Origin of the sequence: Streptomyces sp. NPDC021224, assembly GCF_044332905.1 — a bacterium.
Lineage (GTDB): Bacteria > Actinomycetota > Actinomycetes > Streptomycetales > Streptomycetaceae > Actinacidiphila.
The window spans coordinates 522014-542135 of record NZ_JBIRPW010000005.1; the positions used below are offsets into that span (position 1 = coordinate 522014).

A 20122-nucleotide genomic window follows, 5' to 3' on the forward strand; every position below is an offset into this window, starting at 1 on the left:
GCGAACAGCACGCCCGTGTTCCGTGCCACACAGACGCGCTCAGGAGGAAAGCGATGCTTCCCCGTACCCGGAATCTGATGGCGATCGCAGCGGTGGGGGCGAGCGTGGCGCTCGCCACCACCCTCTCGGCCGGCACCGCCGGTGCCGCGCCCGCCACCGCCCAGGCCAAGGTCTCGAAGGGCAACAACATCCCGCTCGGCCAGGGCTACATGGGCGCCGGCTACGCCCAGGACACCAAGGGGCAGCTCGCCGCGCCCGCCGGTGACGACCTGGTGATGTCGCCCGACGCCAGCTACCCCGCCGGTATCGACGTCTCGCACTACCAGGGCTCCATCAACTGGTCGTCGGTGAAGTCCGCGGGCATCCAGTTCGCCTACATCAAGGCGACCGAGAGCACCGACTACAAGGACCCGAACTTCAACGCGAACTACCTCAACGCCTACAACGCCAAGGTGATCCGCGGGGCCTACCACTTCGCCCGCCCCGACCTCTCCAGCGGCGCCGCGCAAGCCACCTACTTCGCCACCCACGGCGGCGCCTGGTCCGCCGACAACCTCACCCTGCCCGGCATGCTCGACCTCGAAGGCGGCTGCTACGGGAAGTCCGCCGCGTCGATGCAGTCCTGGATCCTGGACTTCTACAACACCTACAAGTCCAATACCAAGCGCGACGTCGTGATCTACACCAGCCCGAGCTGGTGGAACAGCTGCACCGGCGGCTGGGGCGGCATGTCCGCCAAGAGCCCGCTGTGGGTCGCGCACTGGACGACCGCCGCGAGCCCGACGATCCCGAGCGGCTTCCCGTTCTGGACGTTCTGGCAGTACAGCGACTCCGGCTCGGTGTCCGGCATCTCCGGCGCCGTCGACCGCGACCGCTTCAGTGCCGGCGCCGACCGCCTGCTCGCCCTGGCCAACAACACCCCCTGACCCCGGGGCCGTTCCGCCCGCGGGGCGCCCCCCTGGCGCACGACGCCGGGGCGCCCCGCGGGGCAACCCACCTCATCTGACGGAGCGTTGAACACCGCCGTTCCCCGTGCGACAGTGGGGCGATGGACATGCGCGGCGCGGTCCCGAGTCCCGTCGGCGGGGAACCCCCGCCGGGCGACGTCCTGCCGGTCGGGGTACCCGGCGGCGGAGTGGCCCTGCGGACCGGCGCCGTCGCCGTGTGGGTCGGCTCCGTACGCGCCTTCCCCAACGGCTTCGACTTCGCCGTACGGGTCGTCCGCGGTCCCGGCCGGCCACGCCCCACCTGGCACGAGCCACGGCCGGACGCGGTGCGCGTCGCGGTCTCCTACCCCGACGGCGGCGTCCACCGCAGCCCGCTGCACGGCCGCCCGGCGGAGTTCGGCCGCAGTGACCTCGGGCCGCGCACCCTCATGGAACTCGGCGGCAGCGGCAACAACGCGCTGTGGGAGTCCCGCTACTGGGTCCACCCGCTGCCACCGGACGGACCGGTCACCGTGACCGTCGGCGAACCCGGCGAACCCGGCGGCAGCATCGACCTCAGCGGCGCCGCGATCCGCGCGGCCGCCGCCGAGTGCGAACAGCTCTGGCCCGGCACGGACTTCGACGAGGGCGAGGGCGGCGGAACCTGGGCGACACTCTTCACCCGCTGACGACCACCGGCGAAGCCTCGTGCCGCACGGGGAAGTTGACCGAGTTCGCGATGAAACACACCCGGTGCGCCTGCTCGTGCAGCTCGGCCGCGAGCGCCGCGGACTCCGCGTCCGCGACCTCCACCACCGGGTGCAGCACCGCCTCCGTGAAGTGGCCGCCGCCGTCCGGGGTCTGCCGCATCGTGGCCTCGGCGCGGTCCGTGTACGCGGTCACCGTCACGCCCTTGACCGCGCACAGGCTCAGATACGACAGCATGTGGCACTGCGACAGCGCCGCCAGCAGCAGCAGTTCCGGATTCCACCGGGACTTGTCCCCGCGGAAGAACGGATCCGCCGACCCGAGCAGCACCGGGACGTCCGGCGCGTCCGGCGCCGACACCTCGTGACCGCGCTCATAGGTCCGGTAACTGCTCGTACCCGTACCGGTGTTGCCCGTCCACACGAGATCGGTGCGGTAGGAGTGCGCATTCGCTGACGCCATGGTGAGGGCCCTTTCAGCCGCAGGTGTCGAGTACGTGCTGCCGCGCGACCGCGGCGGCGTCCGCGGCCCGCCCCGCGATGATCGCCGACACCAGCTCACGGTGCTGGGCGTTCACCTGCGCGGGACGGTGCGGAGGATCGAGGGACGCGCGCGTCGAGACCACGATCTGGTCCCACAGCCGGTCGAGAGCCGCCTGCGCAGGGGCGTTCGCGGCGAGGGCCGCGACACGGGTGTGGAAAGCGCGGTTGAGCAGCACCGCCTCCGCGAGACGCCCCGCGAGGGTCGCCTCCTCGGTACGGTCCGCCTCCGCGGCGAGCGCGACCAGCTCCGCCGGGGCGATCAGGCCCGCGGCCTGGCGCTCCGCGGCGAGCTCCGCGGTCAGCGCCTCCAGCGCGGCGCGCACCCGGTACGTGTCGCGGAGCGCCGCGGCGTCCAGGGCCGCCACCACGACGCCGCGGCCCCCGGCGCTCCTGACCAGCCCGTCCGCGGTGAGCCCCCGCAGGGCCTCACGCACCGGCGTCCGACTCATCTCCAGCGCGGCGGCCACCTGCGTCTCCGTGAGCCGCTGCCCCGCGGCGTACTCCCCACCCACGATCATCGCCCGCAGGCGCGCCCGGGCCTCTTCCGTCTGCTGCACGCCCCCAGTATTGCATGCACTGTATGCAATGAGGGTTCGCCCCACGTTGCCTCCTGCGGCCCGCCGCGCGACCTTCCCCCGGTGGTGGGCTGGTCGCTCCGTTCTCCCCCAGAACTTCGCCTGGGGGTACCCCCAGGCAGCCCCTTTACGCCTCGGGATGCCTGTTGCGGTGGTGTTCGCGATCGTCCCGCCGTCGTGGCTTGTCGCGCAGTTCCCCGCGCCCCTGAAAAACGGGTGCCGTCCCACGCGCCGGCGCCCGGCGCCGTGGAAAAACGGGTGCCCGCACCCCGTGCACATCACCCCCACCGGCAGGCAGCCGCCGAACCTCCCCGGAGGGGGACGGTGCGGGGTGCCCCCGCAGGAATGCGCTTGTCAGTACCTCACCAACTCGGGAAGAGGGTGAAGGCGCATTCCGAGGAGGTGCCCCGTGGCGGCACCCGACCCCACCCCCCGGAGGGGAAGCGCGATGCCCCGCCGGGCAACAACCAGGGGCGCGGGGAACTGCGCGACAAGCCCCCACCGGGGGAAAGGCGCCCGGCCACCGCAAAGGGCAACCACCCAGGGGCGCGGGAAACTGCGCGAGCAACCCCCCACCCACCGCAACGTCGCACAGCGAAACCGCACCACGCAGAGCGAAGCGCTCAGCTCAAGCGTGCGTGCAGAGTCGTCGCCGCCGCGTCCGTGAGGGACGCGATCTGGTCGACGATCACGCGGCACCGGCCGCGATCGTCCCCCGCGGCCGCGAACAACGCGGCGAACTGCGGATCGAGCCCCTCCGGCGCTCGGGCGAGCAGCGCCGCGGCCAGCTCGGCGATGACGACGCGCTGCTCGGCGCGCCGCCTCGCCTGGGCGGCGCGCTGCATGACGTACCGGTCGGCGACAGCCTTGAGCACCGCGCACTCCAGCCGCTGCTCACGCGGGACGACGAGCTCCGCGGCGTACCGGGTGAGGCGCGCGGAGCCGTAGCGCTCGCGGGTGGCGCCCTCCGCGGCGAGGCAGAAGCGGCCGATGAGCTGGGAGGCGGCGTCCTTGAGGCGGGCCTGGGCGAGGGCGGTGGCGTCGTAGTGGTCGGGCCACCAGGGCTGGGCGAGGAGGCGGTCGAGGGCGTCGGCCAGCTCGTCGGGGGCGGTGCCGGGCGGGGCGTACCGGGTGGCGGCGCAGTCGAAGACGTCGGCGCGTTCGGGGGCGGAGTGCAGCGCGCGGGGGTCTATGTGACCGGCCTGGAGGCCGTCCTCCAGGTCGTGGGCGGAGTAGGCGACGTCGTCGGACCAGTCCATGACCTGGGCCTCGAAGCACTGGCGGCCTTCGGGGGCGCCTTCGCGGGCCCAGCGGAAGACGGGGAGGTCGTCCTCGTAGACGCCGAATTTCGGGCTGCCGGGGTCGCCCGGGCGGGCCCCGCGCGGCCAGGGGTACTTCGTGGCGGCGTCGAGCGCGGCGCGCGTGAGGTTGAGGCCGACGCTGACGTCGGGCGACGCGAAGCGCTTGGGCTCCAGGCGGGTGAGCAGCCGCAGGCTCTGCGCGTTGCCCTCGAAGCCGCCGCAGTCGGCGGCGAACTCGGCGAGGACCATTTCGCCGTTGTGCCCGAAGGGCGGGTGGCCGAGGTCGTGGGCGAGGCACGCGGTCTCGACGAGGTCGGGGTCGCAGCCGAGGGCCGCGCCCAGTTCGCGGCCGACCTGCGCGCATTCGAGCGAGTGTGTCAGCCGGGTGCGCGGGCTGGTGTCGGGGACGGTGCCGGAGCTGACACCGGGGTCGACGACCTGGGTCTTTCCGGCGAGGCGGCGCAGCGCGGCGGAGTGCAGGACGCGGGCCCGGTCGCGCTGGAAGGCGGTCCGGCCGGGGCGTTTGTCGGGCTCGGGCACGTACCGCTCGGTGTCGGCGGCCCGGTAGCCGTCGCTGCGGGCGTCATGGCTCTCCATAGGGCCGACGGTAACCGCCCGGCGCGGTGAGCGGGGAGTTCAGGCGGTACGGACGAGCCGGTGCGAGCCGGTGCGCGGCAGTTCCGCGGCGGCCTGGTCGTAGCGGTGCAGGACCAGGCGGGCCGTCGCCGGGTGTGCGCCGAGCGGCTCGGCGGCGATCCAGGGCGCGGCGGCGGCGGTCTGGGTGGCGAAGCGGCCGGGTGCGGTGAAGTAGCAGGCGACGGCGATCTTGTCGCGGGCGATGCCCCGGTGTGCGAGCGCGTCGACCGCGTCCGGCACGGTGGGCGCCGCCGCGGAGGCGTACGCGGGGGTGACGGGGACGCCGAGGCGGCCTTCGAGCAGGGCGGCGGCGCGGGCGGTGTCCACCGCGGACTGCGGGTCCCGCGATCCGGCCGCAGCGAGTACGACCGCCTGCCCGGCGCGCGACCAGCCCGCGGCCCGCAGCCGGTCGTGCAGCGTCTGCGCGAGCAGCGGGTGCGGCCCGAGCGGCGCCGCGACCGTCCCCGTCACCCAGGGGGCGGCCGCGAGCGCCGCGGGCAGGTCGTGCTTGACGTGGAAACCGCGGCTCAGCAGGAGCGGGACGAGCACGGCGGGCCCGCGCAGCGCGCCGAGCGTGTCGCCGAGCAGCGGCTCGTCCAGCTCGACGTGCCCGAGCCGTACGTCCAGTCCTGGCCGGGCGGCCCGGACCCGCTCCACCAGCGCCCGTACGGCGGGCAGCGCCCGGGGGTCCCGGCTGCCGTGCGCCACTGCCACGAGCGTGGGCCGCTGTGTCGTCCTCATACCTACGAGGATGCCCCCTGCGGGTTGCTCCGGGATGTCCCGTGGGTCTCGCCGCTTTGCCCCCGCCTCACGCCGCCCGCGCGGGCGGCGTGAGGGTGGTGCCTGCCGGGGACCGTCAGGTGTCCATGGCGACGTCCCAGTTGTACGCGGTGTTGAGGTTCCCGGCGTAATGCGCCTCGTAATGCACGTAGTAGCCGGCCGGAACGTAGACGTTCACGAAGTGGTCGGTGTTGTTGACGATGGACGCGGCGTTCATGGCGATGACGTAGCCGTAGCCGTTGCCGGTGTTCCCGTGATTGGTGAACTTGAAACGCGACAGGTCGAGCCCGTGCTGTCCGGGGGAGAAATGCTCGAAGGCTCCCCAGCCGTTCTCCGGCGAATTGTAATAGAGACACACGGAATTGCTCGGGCACGTCGCCGCCCCGCCGGGTGGCGTGACCGCCTGCGCGCCCCCGGTCGCCAGCGCCGTCGCGCCGATCGTCAGGGCACCCACTGCCACCGCCTGAGCGGTGCGGCGTCCGACCTTGATGCGCATTCTCTTTCCTCCCCGTGTCCACCGTGCACGACAAAATGACGGAAAACTGCTGGAACGCTGCTGGAACGCTGACGGAAAGAGGCCATGAATGCGCATGGCCGTCCCCCGGCGTGCCGATCGTAGGGTGGCCGGGCGCACGGCGACAACCATGTTTCGTCAAGGATTTCCCCGGTGCGTTTCTCACCCCCCGCGGGGTGCAACACATCCGCCCCGCCCGGGACGCCCCGCGCGGAACCGGAGGCCCGGACCCGCCCCCGCAGGCCCCGGGGGAGCGGTCCGGCGGGGGACCCCCGGAGCAGGCCGGGGCGTGAGCGGTCACAATGATCGTTCGGCGCGGCGCACTTCCCGACGGCCCCGCCGTGAGGGACGCTCGCGTATAAGGAAAGACCGGCAGGGGAGGCGCACAGTGGTGGACGCACACCAGACCTTCGTGATCGTCGGAGCGGGGCTCGCCGGGGCGAAAGCCGCGGAGACGCTCCGCTCCGAGGGTTTCACCGGCCGGGTGATACTGATCGGCGACGAGCGCGACCACCCCTACGAACGGCCGCCCCTGTCGAAGGGCTACCTCACCGGCGGCGCGGAGCGCGACTCCGCGTTCGTGCAGCAGCCCGGCTGGTACGCCGAGCACGACGTCGAGCTGCACCTGGGGCAGCCGGTGGTGCACCTGGACAAGGACGCCCGCAGCATCAGCCTCGGCGACGGCACCACCCTCCCCTACGACAAGCTGCTGCTCGCGACGGGTTCCGAACCGCGCCGCCTGGACATCCCGGGCACCGACCTCGCCGGGGTGCACCACCTGCGGCGGCTCGCGCACGCCGACCGGCTCAAGCACGTGCTGACCTCGCTGGGCCGGGAGAACGGCCACCTGGTGATCGCCGGTGCGGGCTGGATCGGCCTGGAGGTGGCGGCGGCGGCCCGCGGCTACGGGGCCGAGGTGACCGTCGTGGGGCCGGACCCGACGCCGCTGCACGGGGTGCTCGGGCCCGAGCTGGGCGCGGTCTTCACCGACCTGCACACCGAGCACGGGGTCCGCTTCCACTTCGGCGCGAAGCTCACGGAGATCACCGGCCAGGACGGCATGGTGCTGGCCGCGGTCACCGACGACGGCGAGGAGCACCCGGCGCACGACGTGCTCGCCGCGATCGGAGCGGCCCCGCGGACCGCCCTCGCGGAGGTCGCGGGCCTGGCGCTGGCGCCGCGCGAGGAGGGCGGCGGGATCGCGGTGGACGCCTCCCTGCGCACCTCCGACCCGCACATCTTCGCGGCCGGCGACGTCGCCAACGCCGAGCACCCGCTGCTGGGCCGCAGGCTGCGCGTCGAGCACTGGGCGAACGCGCTGAACGGCGGCCCGGCGGCCGCCCGCGCCATGCTCGGGCAGCAGGTGACGTACGACAGGGTGCCGTACTTCTTCTCCGACCAGTACGACCTGGGGATGGAGTTCTCCGGGTACGCCGCACCGGGGACGTACGACCAGGTGGTGTGCCGCGGGGACGTCGGCAAGCGGGAGTTCATCGCCTTCTGGCTGCGCGAGGGCCGGGTCCTGGCGGGCATGAACGTCAACGTGTGGGACGTGACCGAGCCCATCCAGCAGCTCATCCGCTCCGGCCGGGCCGTCGACCCCGAGGCCCTGTCCGATCCGACCGTGCCGCTACCCTCGTTCCTGGAATAGACCACCGGGGCGACCCGGGCCTGGCCAGGAGGGACAGTCACGATGTCCGTTTCGCGTACCGCCGTCGTCGCGGTCGAGGAGATCTTCGCGCTGCGCTGGGCGGTGCTGCGTACCGGGCTGCCGCGCGAGACGGCCGTCTATCCCGAGGACGCGCTCCCCGGCACCTTCCACATAGCCGCCTACGACGAGACGGGCGCGGTCCGCGGCTGCGCCACCTTCTTCCCCGATCCCTTCCCCGGCGAGGCGGCCACCGCCTACCGCTTCCGCGGCATGGGCAGCGCTCCCGAGGTCCGCGGCCAGGGCTTCGGCGGCGCCGCGCTGACCGCGGGGCTGCGCGAGTGCGCGGCCCGCGGCGCGGCCCTGGCCTGGTGCCACGGCCGTACCTCGGCGACCGACTTCTACCGGCACATGGGCTTCGAACGCGTCGGCGAGGAGTTCCTGCTGGAACCGAGCGGTCTGCACTACGACTTCGTGACCAAGGACCTGCTGCGCGACTGAGCCGCGCCGCGGCGGCGTCCCGAGCTGTCCGAGCCGGGCCGTAGACTTCTGGCGTGGCGGGCAGGATCAGGGACGAAGACGTGAAGGCGGTACGCGACGCCGTCCCGATCGACGCGGTCGTCTCCGAGTACCTCCAGCTGAAGTCCGCCGGCGGCGGCAATCTGAAGGGCCTGTGCCCCTTCCACGACGAGAAGACGCCGTCCTTCCAGGTCAGCCCGTCCAAGGGGCTCTTCCACTGCTTCGGCTGCGGCGAGGGCGGCGACACGCTCGCCTTCGTCATGAAGGTCGACCACCTGTCCTTCACCGAGGCCGTGGAGCGGCTCGCCGGGCAGGCCGGGATCACCCTGCGGTACGAGGAGGGCGGGCACGTCCCCGGCCGCCAGCAGGGCGAGCGGATCCGGCTGGTCGAGGCGCACCGTGCCGCCGCGGCCTTCTACGTCGAGCAGCTCGCGGGCGCCGAGGCGGAGATCGCCCGCCGCTTCCTGGCCGCGCGCGGCTTCGACCAGGCCGCCGCCGGGCATTTCGGCGTGGGCTACGCGCCCGCCGGGTGGGACGCGCTGGTGCGCTTCCTGCGCGGGAAGGGCTTCTCCGACCGCGAGCTGATCACCGCGGGGCTGGCGCTGGAGAGCCGCCGGGGCGGCGCGATCGACCGTTTCCGCGGGCGGCTCATCTGGCCGATCCGGGACATCACCGGTGAGGTGATCGGCTTCGGCGCGCGCAAGCTGCGCGACGACGACCAGGGGCCGAAGTACCTGAACACCTCCGAGACCCCGCTCTACCGCAAGTCCCAGGTCCTCTACGGGATCGACCTGGCCAAGAAGGAGATCGCCAGGACCGGGCGCGCGGTCGTGGTCGAGGGCTACACCGACGTCATGGCGTGCCACCTGGCCGGGGTGACGAACGCCATCGCGACATGCGGCACGTCCTTCGGCGGCGACCACATCAAGATCCTGCGCCGGCTGCTGATGGACAACGCCACCTCCGAGGTCGTCTTCACCTTCGACGGCGACGAGGCGGGCCAGAAGGCCGCGCTGCGGGCGTTCGAGGACGACCAGAAGTTCGCCGCCGAGACGTCCGTCGCGGTCACCCCGGGCGGTATGGACCCGTGCGAACTGCGGCTCGCCGAGGGCGACTCGGCGGTGCAGCGGCTCATCGAGGGGCGCACCCCGCTGTTCGCGTTCGCGCTGCGCTCGATCGTCTCGCGCTACAACCTCGACACCGACGAGGGCCGGGTCGCGGCGCTGGACGCGGCGGTGCCGGTCGTCGCGGCGATCAAGAACCAGGCGCTGCGCGACCGTTACGCGATCCGGCTGCTCGGCATGGCGGGCATGGCCACGCAGGCCGAGGAGCAGTCGGTCATCCGCCGGGTACGGGCGCTGGCCCGCGCCCGCGCCGCGGGCCAGGGCGCCCCCGTACGGCCGGACTTCGCGGGGCGGCCCGGCCCCGAGCGGCGCCCGGCGGGCCCGCCGCAGAACGTGCCGCGCGGCCCCCGCCTGGACCTGCGCAGCCCCGCGCACCGCCTGGAGCGCGAACTGCTCAAGCTGGCCCTGCAGTTCCCCGCGCTCGTCGCGCCCGCCTTCGACGCCTACGGCGAGGACGAGTTCACCGGCCCGCCGTACGCGCAGGTCCGCCGGGTGATCGCCGAGGCGGGCGGGGTGGAGTTCGCGGACGCCGAATTCCTCACCCGGGTACGGGAGCTGGCGCCCGACGACGCGGTGCGGATGATGGTCACCGAGCTGGCGGTGGAGCCGGTCATGCACAAGAGCCCGGAGTTCTACGCGGGCGAGGTGCTGGTGCGGGTGCGGATGAACGCGGTGGAGCGGCGCGTCGCCCAGGTCCTCGCGACCCAGGCCCGGCTGAACGCGCAGGGCGTGCGCGAGGACGCGGCCGAGTTCGTCGCCGCGCAGAACGAGCTGTGGGCGCTCCAGCAGTACGGCCAGCGGCTGCGCGGCCACGGGGCCGCGGCGCTCTGACCGGCGCGTTCCGGAGGGCGTGTCGGACCGTACGCGAAGCGTGACGGAAAACCGAAAAACCGCCCGCACGACCCTCGTGGCGGGAGCGGTGTGTGCGCCACACTGAAGGACGGCCCAGAGCCCGCCTCGGCGCCACTCCCGAGCCTCTCCGAGCCCGCTGCAGAGCCCAATGTCGCGCTCACCGCGGAGGTCGATTCCGTGCAGACGCACACTCACCCCCAGGCGCAGATTCCGGTGCCGCCCGCGCGGCCGCTGCTCACCCCGGTGCCCGATCCGCCGCCGGACGCCCCGCCCGCCGCCGGGGCCGGTGCCCGGGTGCCGGAGCAGCGGGCGGCGGGCCAGGGCCAGGGCCCGGGCCCGGAGCCGCATCCGGCGGACGGCGAGCCGGGCGCCGCGCCGTACGACGAGGGCGAGGCGGTCGGCGTGCCGCTCCCGGCCCGCCCGCGCGCGGACCCGGCGGGCCCGTCGGCCGACCTCTTCCGCCAGTACCTGCGGGAGATCGGGCGCATCCCGCTGCTCACCGCCGAGCAGGAGGTGGAGCTGGCCCGGCAGGTCGAGGCGGGGCTCTTCGCCGAGGAGAAGCTCGCCGCCTTCCCCGCGCTGGACTCGCGGCTCGCGGTGGACCTGGACCGCATCGTGGTGCTGGGCCGGGTGGCCAAGCGGCGGCTCATCGAGGCGAACCTGCGGCTGGTGGTCTCGGTGGCGAAACGTTACATCGGACGCGGCCTGACGATGCTCGACCTCGTCCAGGAGGGCAACCTCGGCCTGATCAGGGCCGTCGAGAAGTTCGACTACACCCGCGGCTACAAGTTCTCGACGTACGCGACCTGGTGGATCCGGCAGGCCATGTCCCGCGCGCTCGCCGACCAGGCCCGCACGATCCGCGTGCCCGTCCACGTCGTCGAACTGATCAACCGCGTCATCCGCGTCCAGCGCCGCCTGCTCCAGGAGCGCGGCCACGAACCCACCGCCGAGGACGTCGCCGCGCAGCTCGACATCACCCCCGAACGCGTCGGCGAGGTGCTGCGGCTCGCCCAGGAACCGGTCTCGCTGCACGCCCCGGTCGGGGAGGAGGACGACGTCGCCCTCGGCGACCTCATCGAGGACGGCGACGCCGTCTCCCCCGTCGAGACGGCCGCCTTCCTGCTGCTGCGTGAGCACCTGGAGGCGGTCCTGTCCACCCTCGGCGAGCGCGAACGCCGTGTCGTCCAGCTCCGCTACGGCCTCGCCGACGGCCGCCCGCGCACCCTGGAGGAGATCGGCGGCCTGTTCGGCGTGACCCGCGAACGCATCCGCCAGATCGAGTCCAAGACCCTCAACAAACTCCGCGACCACACCTTCGCCGACCAGCTCCGCGGCTACCTCGACTGACGGGCCCGGCCGGACCCGACGAATTTCCGCCGCCCGGCGGGTCTTCATCCATGACAGCAGCGAACGTCACGGGAGGACCCGCCATGAACAGCAGCACGACTCCGGCCGGACCGGTGAGCACCGCCGACGACACCGCGATCCGCGCCCTCTTCCACGCCGTCTCCCTCGCCTGGGCCGCGGGCGACGGCGCCGCTTTTGCCGCCCCCTACGCCCCCGCCGCGACCGTGGTCCTGCCCGGCACCCGGCTGACCGGGCGCGCGCGGATCGAGGCCGCGATGACCACCGCCTTCGCGGGCCCGCTGCGCGGCACCCGGCGCGTCCACGACGTCCGGGACGTCCGCCTGGTCACCCCGGACGTCGCCCTCGTCCACACCGTCAGTGCCACGCTCGCCCCCGGCCAGGACGAACCGGCCCCGGAACAGCGGGAGTCGGTCACCTGGGTGCTCGCCCGCCACACCGGCACATGGCTGATCGAGGCCTACCACAGCAGCCCGGCCGCCGGCTGAGGCGGCGGCGCAAATCCGGTTGCCGGGCACGGGGCCGGCGCGGACACTGGCGGGCGTGCTACACCCCTGGGTGCCCCGCCTGCTGAGCTGGGACGACGTGGACCCCGCCCGGCACCCCTTCGACAGCGCGTCCGCCGACGACGTCGTACGGTCCCTGACCGCCGCCCGCCGCATACCGGTCCACCCGCGCCTGCGCGGGCTCGACCACCTGGACAGCACCTGGCGGGCGGAGGCCAAGACGTGGTCGGACGCCCTCACCTACGGCCTCGCGCGGCACTACGGCCGCTGGGCCGCCGGCTGGTGCTGGGGCATCGGCGAGGCCGAGTTCGACGGCGGCCCCGTCTCCGCCTGGTGCCACGCCGCCGACTCGATCCGCGAGGACCCGGACGAGACACTCGCCGTGGTCGCCGAGGCGCTGCGCGAGTGGCGCGACTGGCTGGAGAACCTGGCCTGGCGCTTCGAGGCCTACCCGCTGCGGCTCGCCGACATCGACGACCAGCGCATCTTGTGGGAGCGCACCGCGCGCGCCCTGATCCTCCAGGTGGGCGACCGCACCGAGGGCGCCAGCGGCTGGTACGGGCACTGCCGCCAGGTGCTGCGCTGGTACCTGACCCGGTGGGAGGTGGCGGACGCGCGCGCCGCCGAACTGGTCGAGCAGGCCGTGGGCGGACGCTTCCACAGCTGGTGCGGGCCCGACCCGGCGACCGCCGACGAGGTCGCCGCGCGGCTGACCGCGCCGCTGCGCCCGCAGGACGCCCCCGCCCCCGCCGCGGAGCCGCCCGACCACCTGGCGCGCTGGCTGGAGGTCCGCGCGGCCGAGCGCTGGGCGGACGTGCGGGACATCGGTCCGGGCGGCCCCGCCACCCCGGGACGGGACGGCGCGGCGGAGCACTTCCGCACCTTCGACGCCCTCATCGACCCGGACCGGGCCGAGGGCCTGGCCGCCGCCCTCCGCCTGGTGCGGGCCGACGCGGCGCGCGGCGCCCGGCTCGACACCGGCCTGCTCGCCCGCTGGCAGCAGCACGTCCTCGGCACCCCGCGGCCGCCCGCCTTCCGCACCCTCCCCGCCTTCGCCAAGGGCGGCCGGGAGCGCTACGGCATCGGTCCCGGCACCCGGGCGCGGCTGGACGCGTGCCTGGCCGAGAGCGCCGCCGACAGCGTGGGCGCCCCGCCGCTGCCCGCGCGGGCGGCGCGGGCCCACCTCGACATCTGCTTCTTCCACCCCTTCGACGACGGCAACGCCCGCTGCGCCTTCCTCGCCCTGGTCTTCGTCCTCGCCCGCGAGGGCGTCCAGCTCGCGGACGTGGACCTGATCAGAAGACTCACCGTGTTCGCCGACGCCGAGGGGGAGGGCAGACGCCTCGCGGACCTGGTCGCGGGACACGCCACGGCGGCGGGATGAGCGCGGGCCTCAGGCAGGGACGGAGCGGGTGGCCGCCGCGGGCACCGTCGGGATGAGCTCGCCCGCCTCGACGGACAGCGCGAGGCGGTTCTCGGCGGGCGGCAGCGGGCAGGTGGCGAGGTCGGTGTAGGCGCACGGCAGGTTGGTGGCGCGGTTGAAGTCGAGCACCACGTTGCCCTCGGCGTCCGGGGCGGCGACCGACAGCGACCGGTTGGCGGCGTAGGTGGTGACGCCCGAGGTGGCGTCGGTGAAGAGGATGTGGAGCGTGCCGGGGGCGGCGCCCTCGAACGCGGTCAGCGCGTAGGAGGTGCCGTCGACCGCGAAGTCGACCCGGCCCACGGCGTCGTACACGTGCTCCAGGCCCTCCACGACCGCGCCGACCGTCGTGGGGCGGGGCGTCGCGAAGGCCTCGTAGCGGCCGGGCACGGCCCAGCGCGGGTCGGGGTCGTAGGCGGGGGTGCCGGTGAAGGACTGCCGCAGCTCGCTGTCGGGGTGCCGGGGGCGCAGGATGTCGTGGCCGCCGCGCTTGGCGACCTCGAACACCGCGTCCCCGGCGGCGGGGTAGACGCTGGAGCGTTCGGCCAGGACACCGAAGTCGTGGCGGCCGCGCAGCACCTCGCCGTCCAGCAGCAGTTCCTCGTCCGCGTCGAGCTGGACGGTCACGCCCTCCGCGGTGCTGGACCACAGGCCGGGCGCGTCGGGGAAGCGGGTGGGGTTCTCGTCCAGCCAGTTGAGGCTGGTGATGGCGAGGAAGCCGTGCGGGCCGGCGAACGTCTCGTCCTTCTGCCGGTGCCACTCCTGCCATTCCTCGGCGAAGGCCGCCCGGTCGGCGGTCGCGGCGGTCGCGGCGGTCGCGGTGGACGCGGTGGCGGGCTGTGCGGATGCGCTCATGGTGTCTTCCTGGTCGTGGTGGTGGGACGTACGGGGGCCGGGGGTGTCAGCGGCGCTGCCACTCCTCGGCGAGCAGCTGGTAGGACCGCACCCGGTCGGCGTGGTCGTGGGTGATGGTGGTGACGATCAGCTCGTCGGCGCCGGTCGCGTCGCGCAGCGTCTCCAGCTGGTCGGCGACCTGCCGCGGGCTGCCGACGAACTGCGTCTCGATCCGGTCGGCGACCAGCTCCCGCTCCTCCGGCTGCCACACGTGCGCGGCGGCCTGCTCCGGGGTCGGGAAGGGGATCGCGCCCGCGCCGCTGCGGATGCTGTGCACCCACAGCCCGTACCCGGACGCCAGCTCCCGCGCCTTCGCCTCGGCCACGACCACGTCCGCCGACACGCTCACGTACGGGCGCTCCAGCTCGGCGGACGGCACGAAGGCGGCCCGGTAGGCCTCCACCGCCTCCAGCACGCCGGCCGGGCTGACGTGGTAACTGGCCGCGAACCGGAGGCCCTTCGCGCCCGCCGTCCGCGCGCTGACGCCCGCGCTGCTGCCGAGGATCCACAGCTGGAGGTCGGCGCCCTCGCCGGGCACGACGTGCGCGGGCACGCCGTCCGCGCCGACGTACGTCCCGGCGAGCAGCGCGAGGATGTCGGCGATCTGCTCGTCGTAGGGCTGGGGCTGGGCGCCCGGCAGCGTCAGCAGCTTCTGGTGCAGGACGAAGCGGGGGGAGGCGAGTAGGCGCTCGGGGGCGAACCGGGCCGGTATGCGCAGGCCGTTCGGGGCGCGGCCCTCGACGACCGGGGGCGGGGTGCCGCCGCCCGCCGGCACCGCGACCTTGGGGGCGTCGCCCGGCGCGCCGCGCGCCCCCGAGCGGCCGAGGCCGAGGTCGAAGCGGCCCGGGTGCAGGGCGTCCAGCAGCCCGAACTCCTCGACGGTCGCCAGCGCGGTGCGGTGCCCGAGCTGCACCGCGCCCGAGCCGAGCCGGATGGTGCGGGTCGCGGCGGCGGTGAGGGCGAGCACGACCGCGGGGGAGGTGCCGGCCACGCCGGGGTTGAGGTGGTGCTCGGCGAACCAGTAGCGGGCGTAGCCGAACTCCTCGGTGCGCCGGGCCAGATCGATGCTGTTGTGCAGCGCCTGCGGCGCGGTGGAGCCGGACGGGATCGGGACGAGGTCGAGGACGGCGAGCGGGGTGGGTGCCACGGCGGCGCTCCTTGTCGGTCAGGCGGCGGGGGCCGCGTCGGCGTGGTCGGGGGAGCCGGGGGCGTCCGGCAGCCCGGCCGGGGCCCAGGGCCACGGCGGGTCGGGGATCTCCTTGCGCAGCACGGGCGCGATCTCCGCCTGGAACAGCTCCAGCGCGTCGCGGTGCTGCGCCTGGGTGAGGCCGTCCGCGTCCGCGTGCAGGTGCAGCACACTGTGGCCGAACTGCTCGTGGTAGCGGTGCACCTTCTCGACGACCTGCTGCGGGCTGCCGATCAGCGCGGAGCTGCGCTCCACGAAGTCCTCCAGGGTCGCGAAGACCGGTTCGACGCCCAGCCGCTTCTGGAAGGCCAGGCGGCCCTCGAACACCGGCCGGTAGGCGGCGACGGCCTCCTGCGAGGTACGCGCGGCGTAGTAGCCCGCGGACCCCGCGCCGACCGTGGCGAGCGCCGGGTCGTGCCCGTGGTGCGCCCAGCGCTCCCGGTAGTACCGCACCAACTCGGCGTACGGCTCGATGGGGTTGGTGACGTTCGCGGAGAACAGCGGGTCGCCGTAGCGGGCGGCGAGGTCCACCGACTCACGGCTGGTGGCGCTGCCGTGCCAGATCCGGATCGGCTGCTGGTACGGCTCCGGCCACACCTCGGCCTCCTCCAGCGCGGGGCGGAAGCGCGGCTGCGCGGTGACCTTGCGTTCGCGCCAGATCCGCCGGAAGAGCGCGTAGCTCTCGGCGTTGCGCGCCCACTGGTCCTCCGTCGTGACGTCGAACAGCTCGCGCTGCGCGCTGCCGTTGCCCTTGCCGACGATCAACTCCAGCCGTCCGCCCGACAGATGGTCCAGCGTGGCGTAGTCCTCGTAGGCCCGGACCGGGTCCAGCAGGCTCAGTGTCGTCACGGCGGTGAAGAGCCGGATGCGGGAGGTGAGGGCGGCCAGGTGGCTGAGCACCACCGGCGGGGCGGAGGAGATGAAGGGCCGCTCGTGCCGCTCGCCCACGCCGAAGCCGTCGAAGCCCAGCTCCTCGGCCAGCAGGGCGTTGTCGACCACCTCCCGGAAGCGCTCCTGCGTCGAGGGCAGTTCGCCGGTCACGGGGTGCGGGGCGTGCACGATCAGGGTGATGGCGAGGAATTTCACGACGCCGCCTCCACCGTGCGCAGGCCCCCCGCCACCGGGGGGAGCGGCGGCAGCCCCAGGTGGTCGCGCAGCGTCTCGCCGGTGTACTCGGTGCGGAAGACGCCGCGCTCCTGGAGCAGCGGCACCACCGTGTCGGCGAAGTCGTTGAGGCCGCCGGGGATCAGGTGCGGCGCCAGGATGAAGCCGTCGCTGGCGTCGGCCTGCACGAAGTCGTCGAGCTGCGCGGCCACTTGCTGCGGGGTGCCGATGAAGGACTGGCGGCCGGTCTCGGCGATGACCAGCTCGCGGATCGACAGCTTGTCGCGTTCGGCGGTCTCCCGCCACCGCGTCACGGTCTCCAGCAGTTCCTGGCCGCGGGCGTCGGCGCGCCCGCGGGCGATCAGCTCGCCCTCGTACAGCGGCTCGACGTCCGGCAGCGGGCCGTCCGGGTCGTAGCCGCTCAGGTCGCGGTTCCACACCCGCTCCAGGAAGGCGATCGCGGTGGGCCCGCTGACCTGCTGGTGGCGGATGACGTCGGCCTTCTCGGCGGCGTCGGCCGGGGTGTCGCCGAGCACGAAGGTGACACCGGGCAGGATCAGCAGCTCGTCGGGGGAGCGGCCGTACTTCGCCAGCCGGCCCTTGACGTCGGCGTAGAAGGCCTTGCCCGCCTCCAGCGTGCCGTGCCGGGTGAAGATCGCGTCGGCGCCGGAGGCCGCGAACTCCCGGCCCTGGTCGGAGTCGCCCGCCTGGAAGATCACCGGCCGGCCCTGCGGGCTGCGCGGCACGTTGAAGCGCCCGCGGATGTCGAACTGGTCGGCCCGGTGGGCGAACCGCCCGGCGTCCGGGTCGCGCAGGAAGGTCCCGGACTCCTTGTCGGCGGCGACCTCGTCGCCGCGCCAGGAGTCGAGCAGCGCCGTGACGGCGGTCAGGAACTGGGTGGCCCGCGTGTAGCGGTCCTCGCGGGCGAGGTAGCCGCCGCGGCGGAAGTTCTCCCCGGTGAACTCGTCCCAGGACGTCACGACGTTCCACGCGGCGCGGCCCGCCGAGAGGTGGTCGAGGGACGCGAACTGCCGTGCCACCTCGTACGGTTCGTTGAAGGTCGAGTTGATCGTGCCGGCCAGGCCGAGCCGGTCGGTGACGGCGGCGAGCGCGGCCAGCACCGTGAACGTGTCGGGGCGGCCCACCACGTCCAGGTCGTAGATCTTCCCGGCCTGCTCGCGCAGCCGCAGGCCCTCGGCGAGGAAGAGGAAGTCGAACTTGGCGCGTTCGGCGGTACGGGCGAGGTGGACGAAGGAGGCGAAGTCGATCTGGCTGCCGGCCGCCGGGTCGCTCCACACGGTCGTGTTGTTCACGCCGGGGAAGTGCACGGCGAGGTGGATCTGCTTGCGGGGCTTGCCGGACTCGGTGCGGCTGCCGGGCGCGGTGCTCATGGCGGGTGGCCCTCCAAGGGGGGTGGTGCGGGCGGGCGGGGTCGCGGGTCAGACGGCGGCGTAGCGGCTCGCCGGGCGCGGCAGCCCGAGCAGGCCGCGCAGGGTGTCGGCCCCGTACGCGGTGCGGAAGGCACCGCGCCGCTGCAGCTCCGGGACCAGCCCTTCGGTGATCGCGTCCAGGTCGTGGGGCAGTTCGGCCGGGCGCAGCCGGAAGCCGGTGAGCCCGGCGGTGGCGAAGTCCTGGAGCACGTCGGCGAGTTCGGCGGGCGTCCCGGCGAAGACCAGGGCGTCGCTCTGGTAGGGGGCGTCGAGCGCGGCGTCCAGCCGGGCCCGGCGCTCGGCGGCCCGGCCCGGCTCGGCGTCCAGGAAGACCACCAGGTCGGCGAAGACGTGCACGGTCTCGCCGCCGCGCCCGGCGTCCTCCTGCGCGGTACGGATCGCCGCGACGGTCGCGGCGGCCTGCGCGGTGTCGTGCGGGGTGACGAAGCCCAGGTCGGCGGAGGTGCCGACGAGCCGGAAGGGCTCGGCGGCGTGCGCGAGCGCCGCCACCAGCGGCTGGCCCTGCGGTGGGCGTGGGGTGATCGAGGGGCCCTTGACGCTGAAGTGGTCGCCCGTGAAGTCGATGTAGTGCAGCTTGCCGCGGTCCACGAAGCGGCCGGTGGTCGCGTCGCGGATCACCGCGTCGTCCTCCCAGCTGTCCCACAGCCGCCGCACCACCTCCACCGCGTCGGCCGCCTCCCCGAACAGCTCGCGGAACAGGGCCTGTCCGGCGGGTGACTCCAGCTCGGCGACCGAGGAGATGCCGGGCAGGTCACGGCGCCCGAAGTGCGCGGCCTCGTCCTGCCGCAGCGACACCCTGACCTGCACGCCCGCCCGCCCCGTGCTGACGTGGTCCAGCGTGGCGACGGCCTTCGACAGGTGGAAGGGCTCGGTGTGGGTGACCACCGCGACCGGCACCAGCCCCAGGTGCCGGGTCAGCGGCGCGATCCGGGCCGCGGTCAGCACGGCGTCGAGCCGCCCGCGCACCAGGTCGGTGCGGTCGTCGGGACCGGCGAGCGGGGCGGTCTGCGGGCCGAGCGAGTCCTCGATCGTGACGAGGTCCAGCAGGCCGCGCTCGGCGCGCGCGGCCAGGTCGGCCCAGTAGCCGGCCCGGAAGAGGTCGGCGGGCCGCGCGCCGGGCTCGCGCCAGGCGGCGGGATGCCAGCCGGCGCCGTCCAGGGCGGCGGCCAGGTGAAGGTGGTCGGGGTTCCGGGGCATGGGCGGTTACCGCTTCCTGCTCGGAGGGGCGCGAGGATCGCGAGGGGACCGGCGGCGCGGGCCGCCTCCGCGTACGGCGTCACGGCGCGGGGTGCGCCGGTGCGGGGTACGCGGGGCCGGGCCGTGCGGGGCCGGGAACGGGATGGTGCGGGGTGGGGCGGGCGCGGGCGCGGACGTACGGCGCCGATCGCGCGGCGGTCCGGTGGTCAGGCCCCGGAACGGCCGTTCGCCAGGCCCGGACACAGGGCGGTGGCGACACGCTGCAGGTCGATGTGCCGCCGGGAGTACGTCACGAGCGCGGGCGGCGTGCACCCGGCGGACGTGGCGGCGGCGCGACGGGAGGGCGTGACGGCCGGGACGGTGACGGCCCGGGCCGTGGCGGTCGGGCTGGTGGCGGCCGGGCGGGTACGCCGGGTGGACCGCATCGCTCCCGCCTCCCTCCCCGTCGCCCGGACGGGTCTCGCCCGCGTCCGGTGCACATCCTCGACGGCCCGCTGCCTGGCGGCACCTGTGGCCTCCGCCCGACCGTAACTCCGCCGCGCGGCCCCGCACAATCCCCTTCCGCCGCACGTGACGTGCGTCGCTTCTCGACTCCGGTGCCGGGGAAGGGGATTGTCCGAACGGCGACTGCCCGTTAACGTGCTGGCCCACAGGCCCCGTACCGCGTACGGGGCGATGCGCGTCGAGACGAGAGAGCGAGGGGAAGCCATGGCCGCCGCAGTGCAGCGCGACCGCACGACGCACCCCCGCGGCTCCTTCCCGGCCCGGGTGGAGCGGCGGCACGTCGACCTCCTCCGCGTCAGCAGCGCCCTGTGTCCGGTGGCCCGCCCGGCCGTCTGAGCCGCACTTCTCCCTCCGCCCGGCCGCTTTC

Annotated in this window: 20 protein-coding genes; 9 read left to right on the forward strand and 11 right to left on the reverse strand. The window is 74.3% G+C overall.

What is annotated here, in order from left to right:
* The first annotated feature begins 77 nt into the window (after positions 1–77).
* Positions 78–926, forward strand: coding sequence for a GH25 family lysozyme (locus ACH4PY_RS16415; protein ID WP_398182001.1), 849 nt, complete (start codon positions 78–80; stop codon positions 924–926).
* Positions 927–1048: 122 nt separating this feature from the next.
* Positions 1049–1615, forward strand: coding sequence for a hypothetical protein (locus ACH4PY_RS16420; protein ID WP_398182004.1), 567 nt, complete (start codon positions 1049–1051; stop codon positions 1613–1615).
* Here ACH4PY_RS16420 and ACH4PY_RS16425 read toward each other — a convergent pair.
* The 5 genes from ACH4PY_RS16425 to ACH4PY_RS16445 form a co-directional block, all read right to left on the reverse strand.
* Entirely contained in the window at positions 1605–2096 is a 492-nt protein-coding gene (locus tag ACH4PY_RS16425; protein WP_398182006.1) for an OsmC family protein, read from the reverse strand. The genes ACH4PY_RS16420 and ACH4PY_RS16425 overlap by 11 nt on opposite strands.
* Positions 2097–2109: 13 nt before the next feature.
* On the reverse strand, positions 2110–2733 hold the full coding sequence (locus tag ACH4PY_RS16430; protein ID WP_398182009.1) for a GntR family transcriptional regulator: 624 nt from the start codon (positions 2731–2733) through the stop codon (positions 2110–2112).
* Positions 2734–3374: 641 nt separating this feature from the next.
* Entirely contained in the window at positions 3375–4649 is a 1275-nt protein-coding gene (locus tag ACH4PY_RS16435; protein WP_398182012.1) for a deoxyguanosinetriphosphate triphosphohydrolase, read from the reverse strand.
* Positions 4650–4688: 39 nt separating this feature from the next.
* Positions 4689–5429: a sirohydrochlorin chelatase gene (locus ACH4PY_RS16440; protein WP_398182015.1), complete on the reverse strand. Its 741-nt coding sequence runs from the start codon at positions 5427–5429 to the stop codon at positions 4689–4691.
* A gap of 115 nt (positions 5430–5544) precedes the next feature.
* Positions 5545–5964: a peptidase inhibitor family I36 protein gene (locus tag ACH4PY_RS16445; RefSeq protein WP_398182018.1), complete on the reverse strand. Its 420-nt coding sequence runs from the start codon at positions 5962–5964 to the stop codon at positions 5545–5547.
* A 406-nt stretch (positions 5965–6370) separates the two neighbouring features.
* Here ACH4PY_RS16445 and ACH4PY_RS16450 point away from each other — a divergent pair, with 406 nt between their 5' ends.
* The 6 genes from ACH4PY_RS16450 (at position 6371) to ACH4PY_RS16475 (ending at position 13383) form a co-directional block, all read left to right on the forward strand.
* On the forward strand, positions 6371–7633 hold the full coding sequence (locus ACH4PY_RS16450; RefSeq protein WP_398182021.1) for an NAD(P)/FAD-dependent oxidoreductase: 1263 nt from the start codon (positions 6371–6373) through the stop codon (positions 7631–7633).
* A gap of 42 nt (positions 7634–7675) precedes the next feature.
* Positions 7676–8131, forward strand: a complete 456-nt coding sequence (locus ACH4PY_RS16455) for a GNAT family N-acetyltransferase (protein WP_398182024.1) — start codon at positions 7676–7678, stop codon at positions 8129–8131.
* A 53-nt stretch (positions 8132–8184) separates the two neighbouring features.
* A complete protein-coding gene (gene dnaG, locus ACH4PY_RS16460) occupies positions 8185–10104 on the forward strand; it encodes a DNA primase (RefSeq protein ID WP_398182027.1) in 1920 nt (639 codons plus the stop codon).
* A 102-nt stretch (positions 10105–10206) separates the two neighbouring features.
* On the forward strand, positions 10207–11475 hold the full coding sequence (locus tag ACH4PY_RS16465; RefSeq protein WP_398182168.1) for an RNA polymerase sigma factor: 1269 nt from the start codon (positions 10207–10209) through the stop codon (positions 11473–11475).
* Positions 11476–11558: 83 nt separating this feature from the next.
* Entirely contained in the window at positions 11559–11981 is a 423-nt protein-coding gene (locus ACH4PY_RS16470) for an SgcJ/EcaC family oxidoreductase (RefSeq protein ID WP_398182030.1), read from the forward strand.
* Between the two features lie 55 nt (positions 11982–12036).
* A complete protein-coding gene (locus ACH4PY_RS16475; protein ID WP_398182033.1) occupies positions 12037–13383 on the forward strand; it encodes a Fic family protein in 1347 nt (448 codons plus the stop codon).
* A 9-nt stretch (positions 13384–13392) separates the two neighbouring features.
* Here the strand turns inward: ACH4PY_RS16475 and ACH4PY_RS16480 are convergent, their stop codons facing one another.
* From ACH4PY_RS16480 to ACH4PY_RS16505, 6 genes are all read right to left on the reverse strand, one after another.
* Positions 13393–14274: a DUF1684 domain-containing protein gene (locus ACH4PY_RS16480; protein ID WP_398182036.1), complete on the reverse strand. Its 882-nt coding sequence runs from the start codon at positions 14272–14274 to the stop codon at positions 13393–13395.
* Positions 14275–14320: 46 nt separating this feature from the next.
* Positions 14321–15460 (reverse strand): LLM class flavin-dependent oxidoreductase, encoded by a 1140-nt coding sequence (locus tag ACH4PY_RS16485; RefSeq protein ID WP_398182039.1) that lies wholly within the window; start codon positions 15458–15460, stop codon positions 14321–14323.
* 18 nt (positions 15461–15478) lie between these two features.
* Complete coding sequence (locus tag ACH4PY_RS16490) at positions 15479–16585, reverse strand: LLM class flavin-dependent oxidoreductase (protein ID WP_398182041.1); 1107 nt, start codon at positions 16583–16585, stop codon at positions 15479–15481.
* A complete protein-coding gene (locus tag ACH4PY_RS16495) occupies positions 16582–17994 on the reverse strand; it encodes an NtaA/DmoA family FMN-dependent monooxygenase (RefSeq protein ID WP_398182044.1) in 1413 nt (470 codons plus the stop codon). The genes ACH4PY_RS16490 and ACH4PY_RS16495 overlap by 4 nt, the downstream gene beginning before the upstream one ends.
* 48 nt (positions 17995–18042) lie before the next feature.
* Entirely contained in the window at positions 18043–19251 is a 1209-nt protein-coding gene (locus ACH4PY_RS16500) for an LLM class flavin-dependent oxidoreductase (protein WP_398182047.1), read from the reverse strand.
* Between the two features lie 206 nt (positions 19252–19457).
* Positions 19458–19676 (reverse strand): putative leader peptide, encoded by a 219-nt coding sequence (locus tag ACH4PY_RS16505; protein WP_398182050.1) that lies wholly within the window; start codon positions 19674–19676, stop codon positions 19458–19460.
* 283 nt (positions 19677–19959) lie between these two features.
* On the opposite strand from ACH4PY_RS16505, the gene ACH4PY_RS16510 reads away from it, so the two are divergent.
* Positions 19960–20091: a putative leader peptide gene (locus ACH4PY_RS16510; protein WP_398182053.1), complete on the forward strand. Its 132-nt coding sequence runs from the start codon at positions 19960–19962 to the stop codon at positions 20089–20091.
* Positions 20092–20122 lie beyond the last annotated feature (31 nt).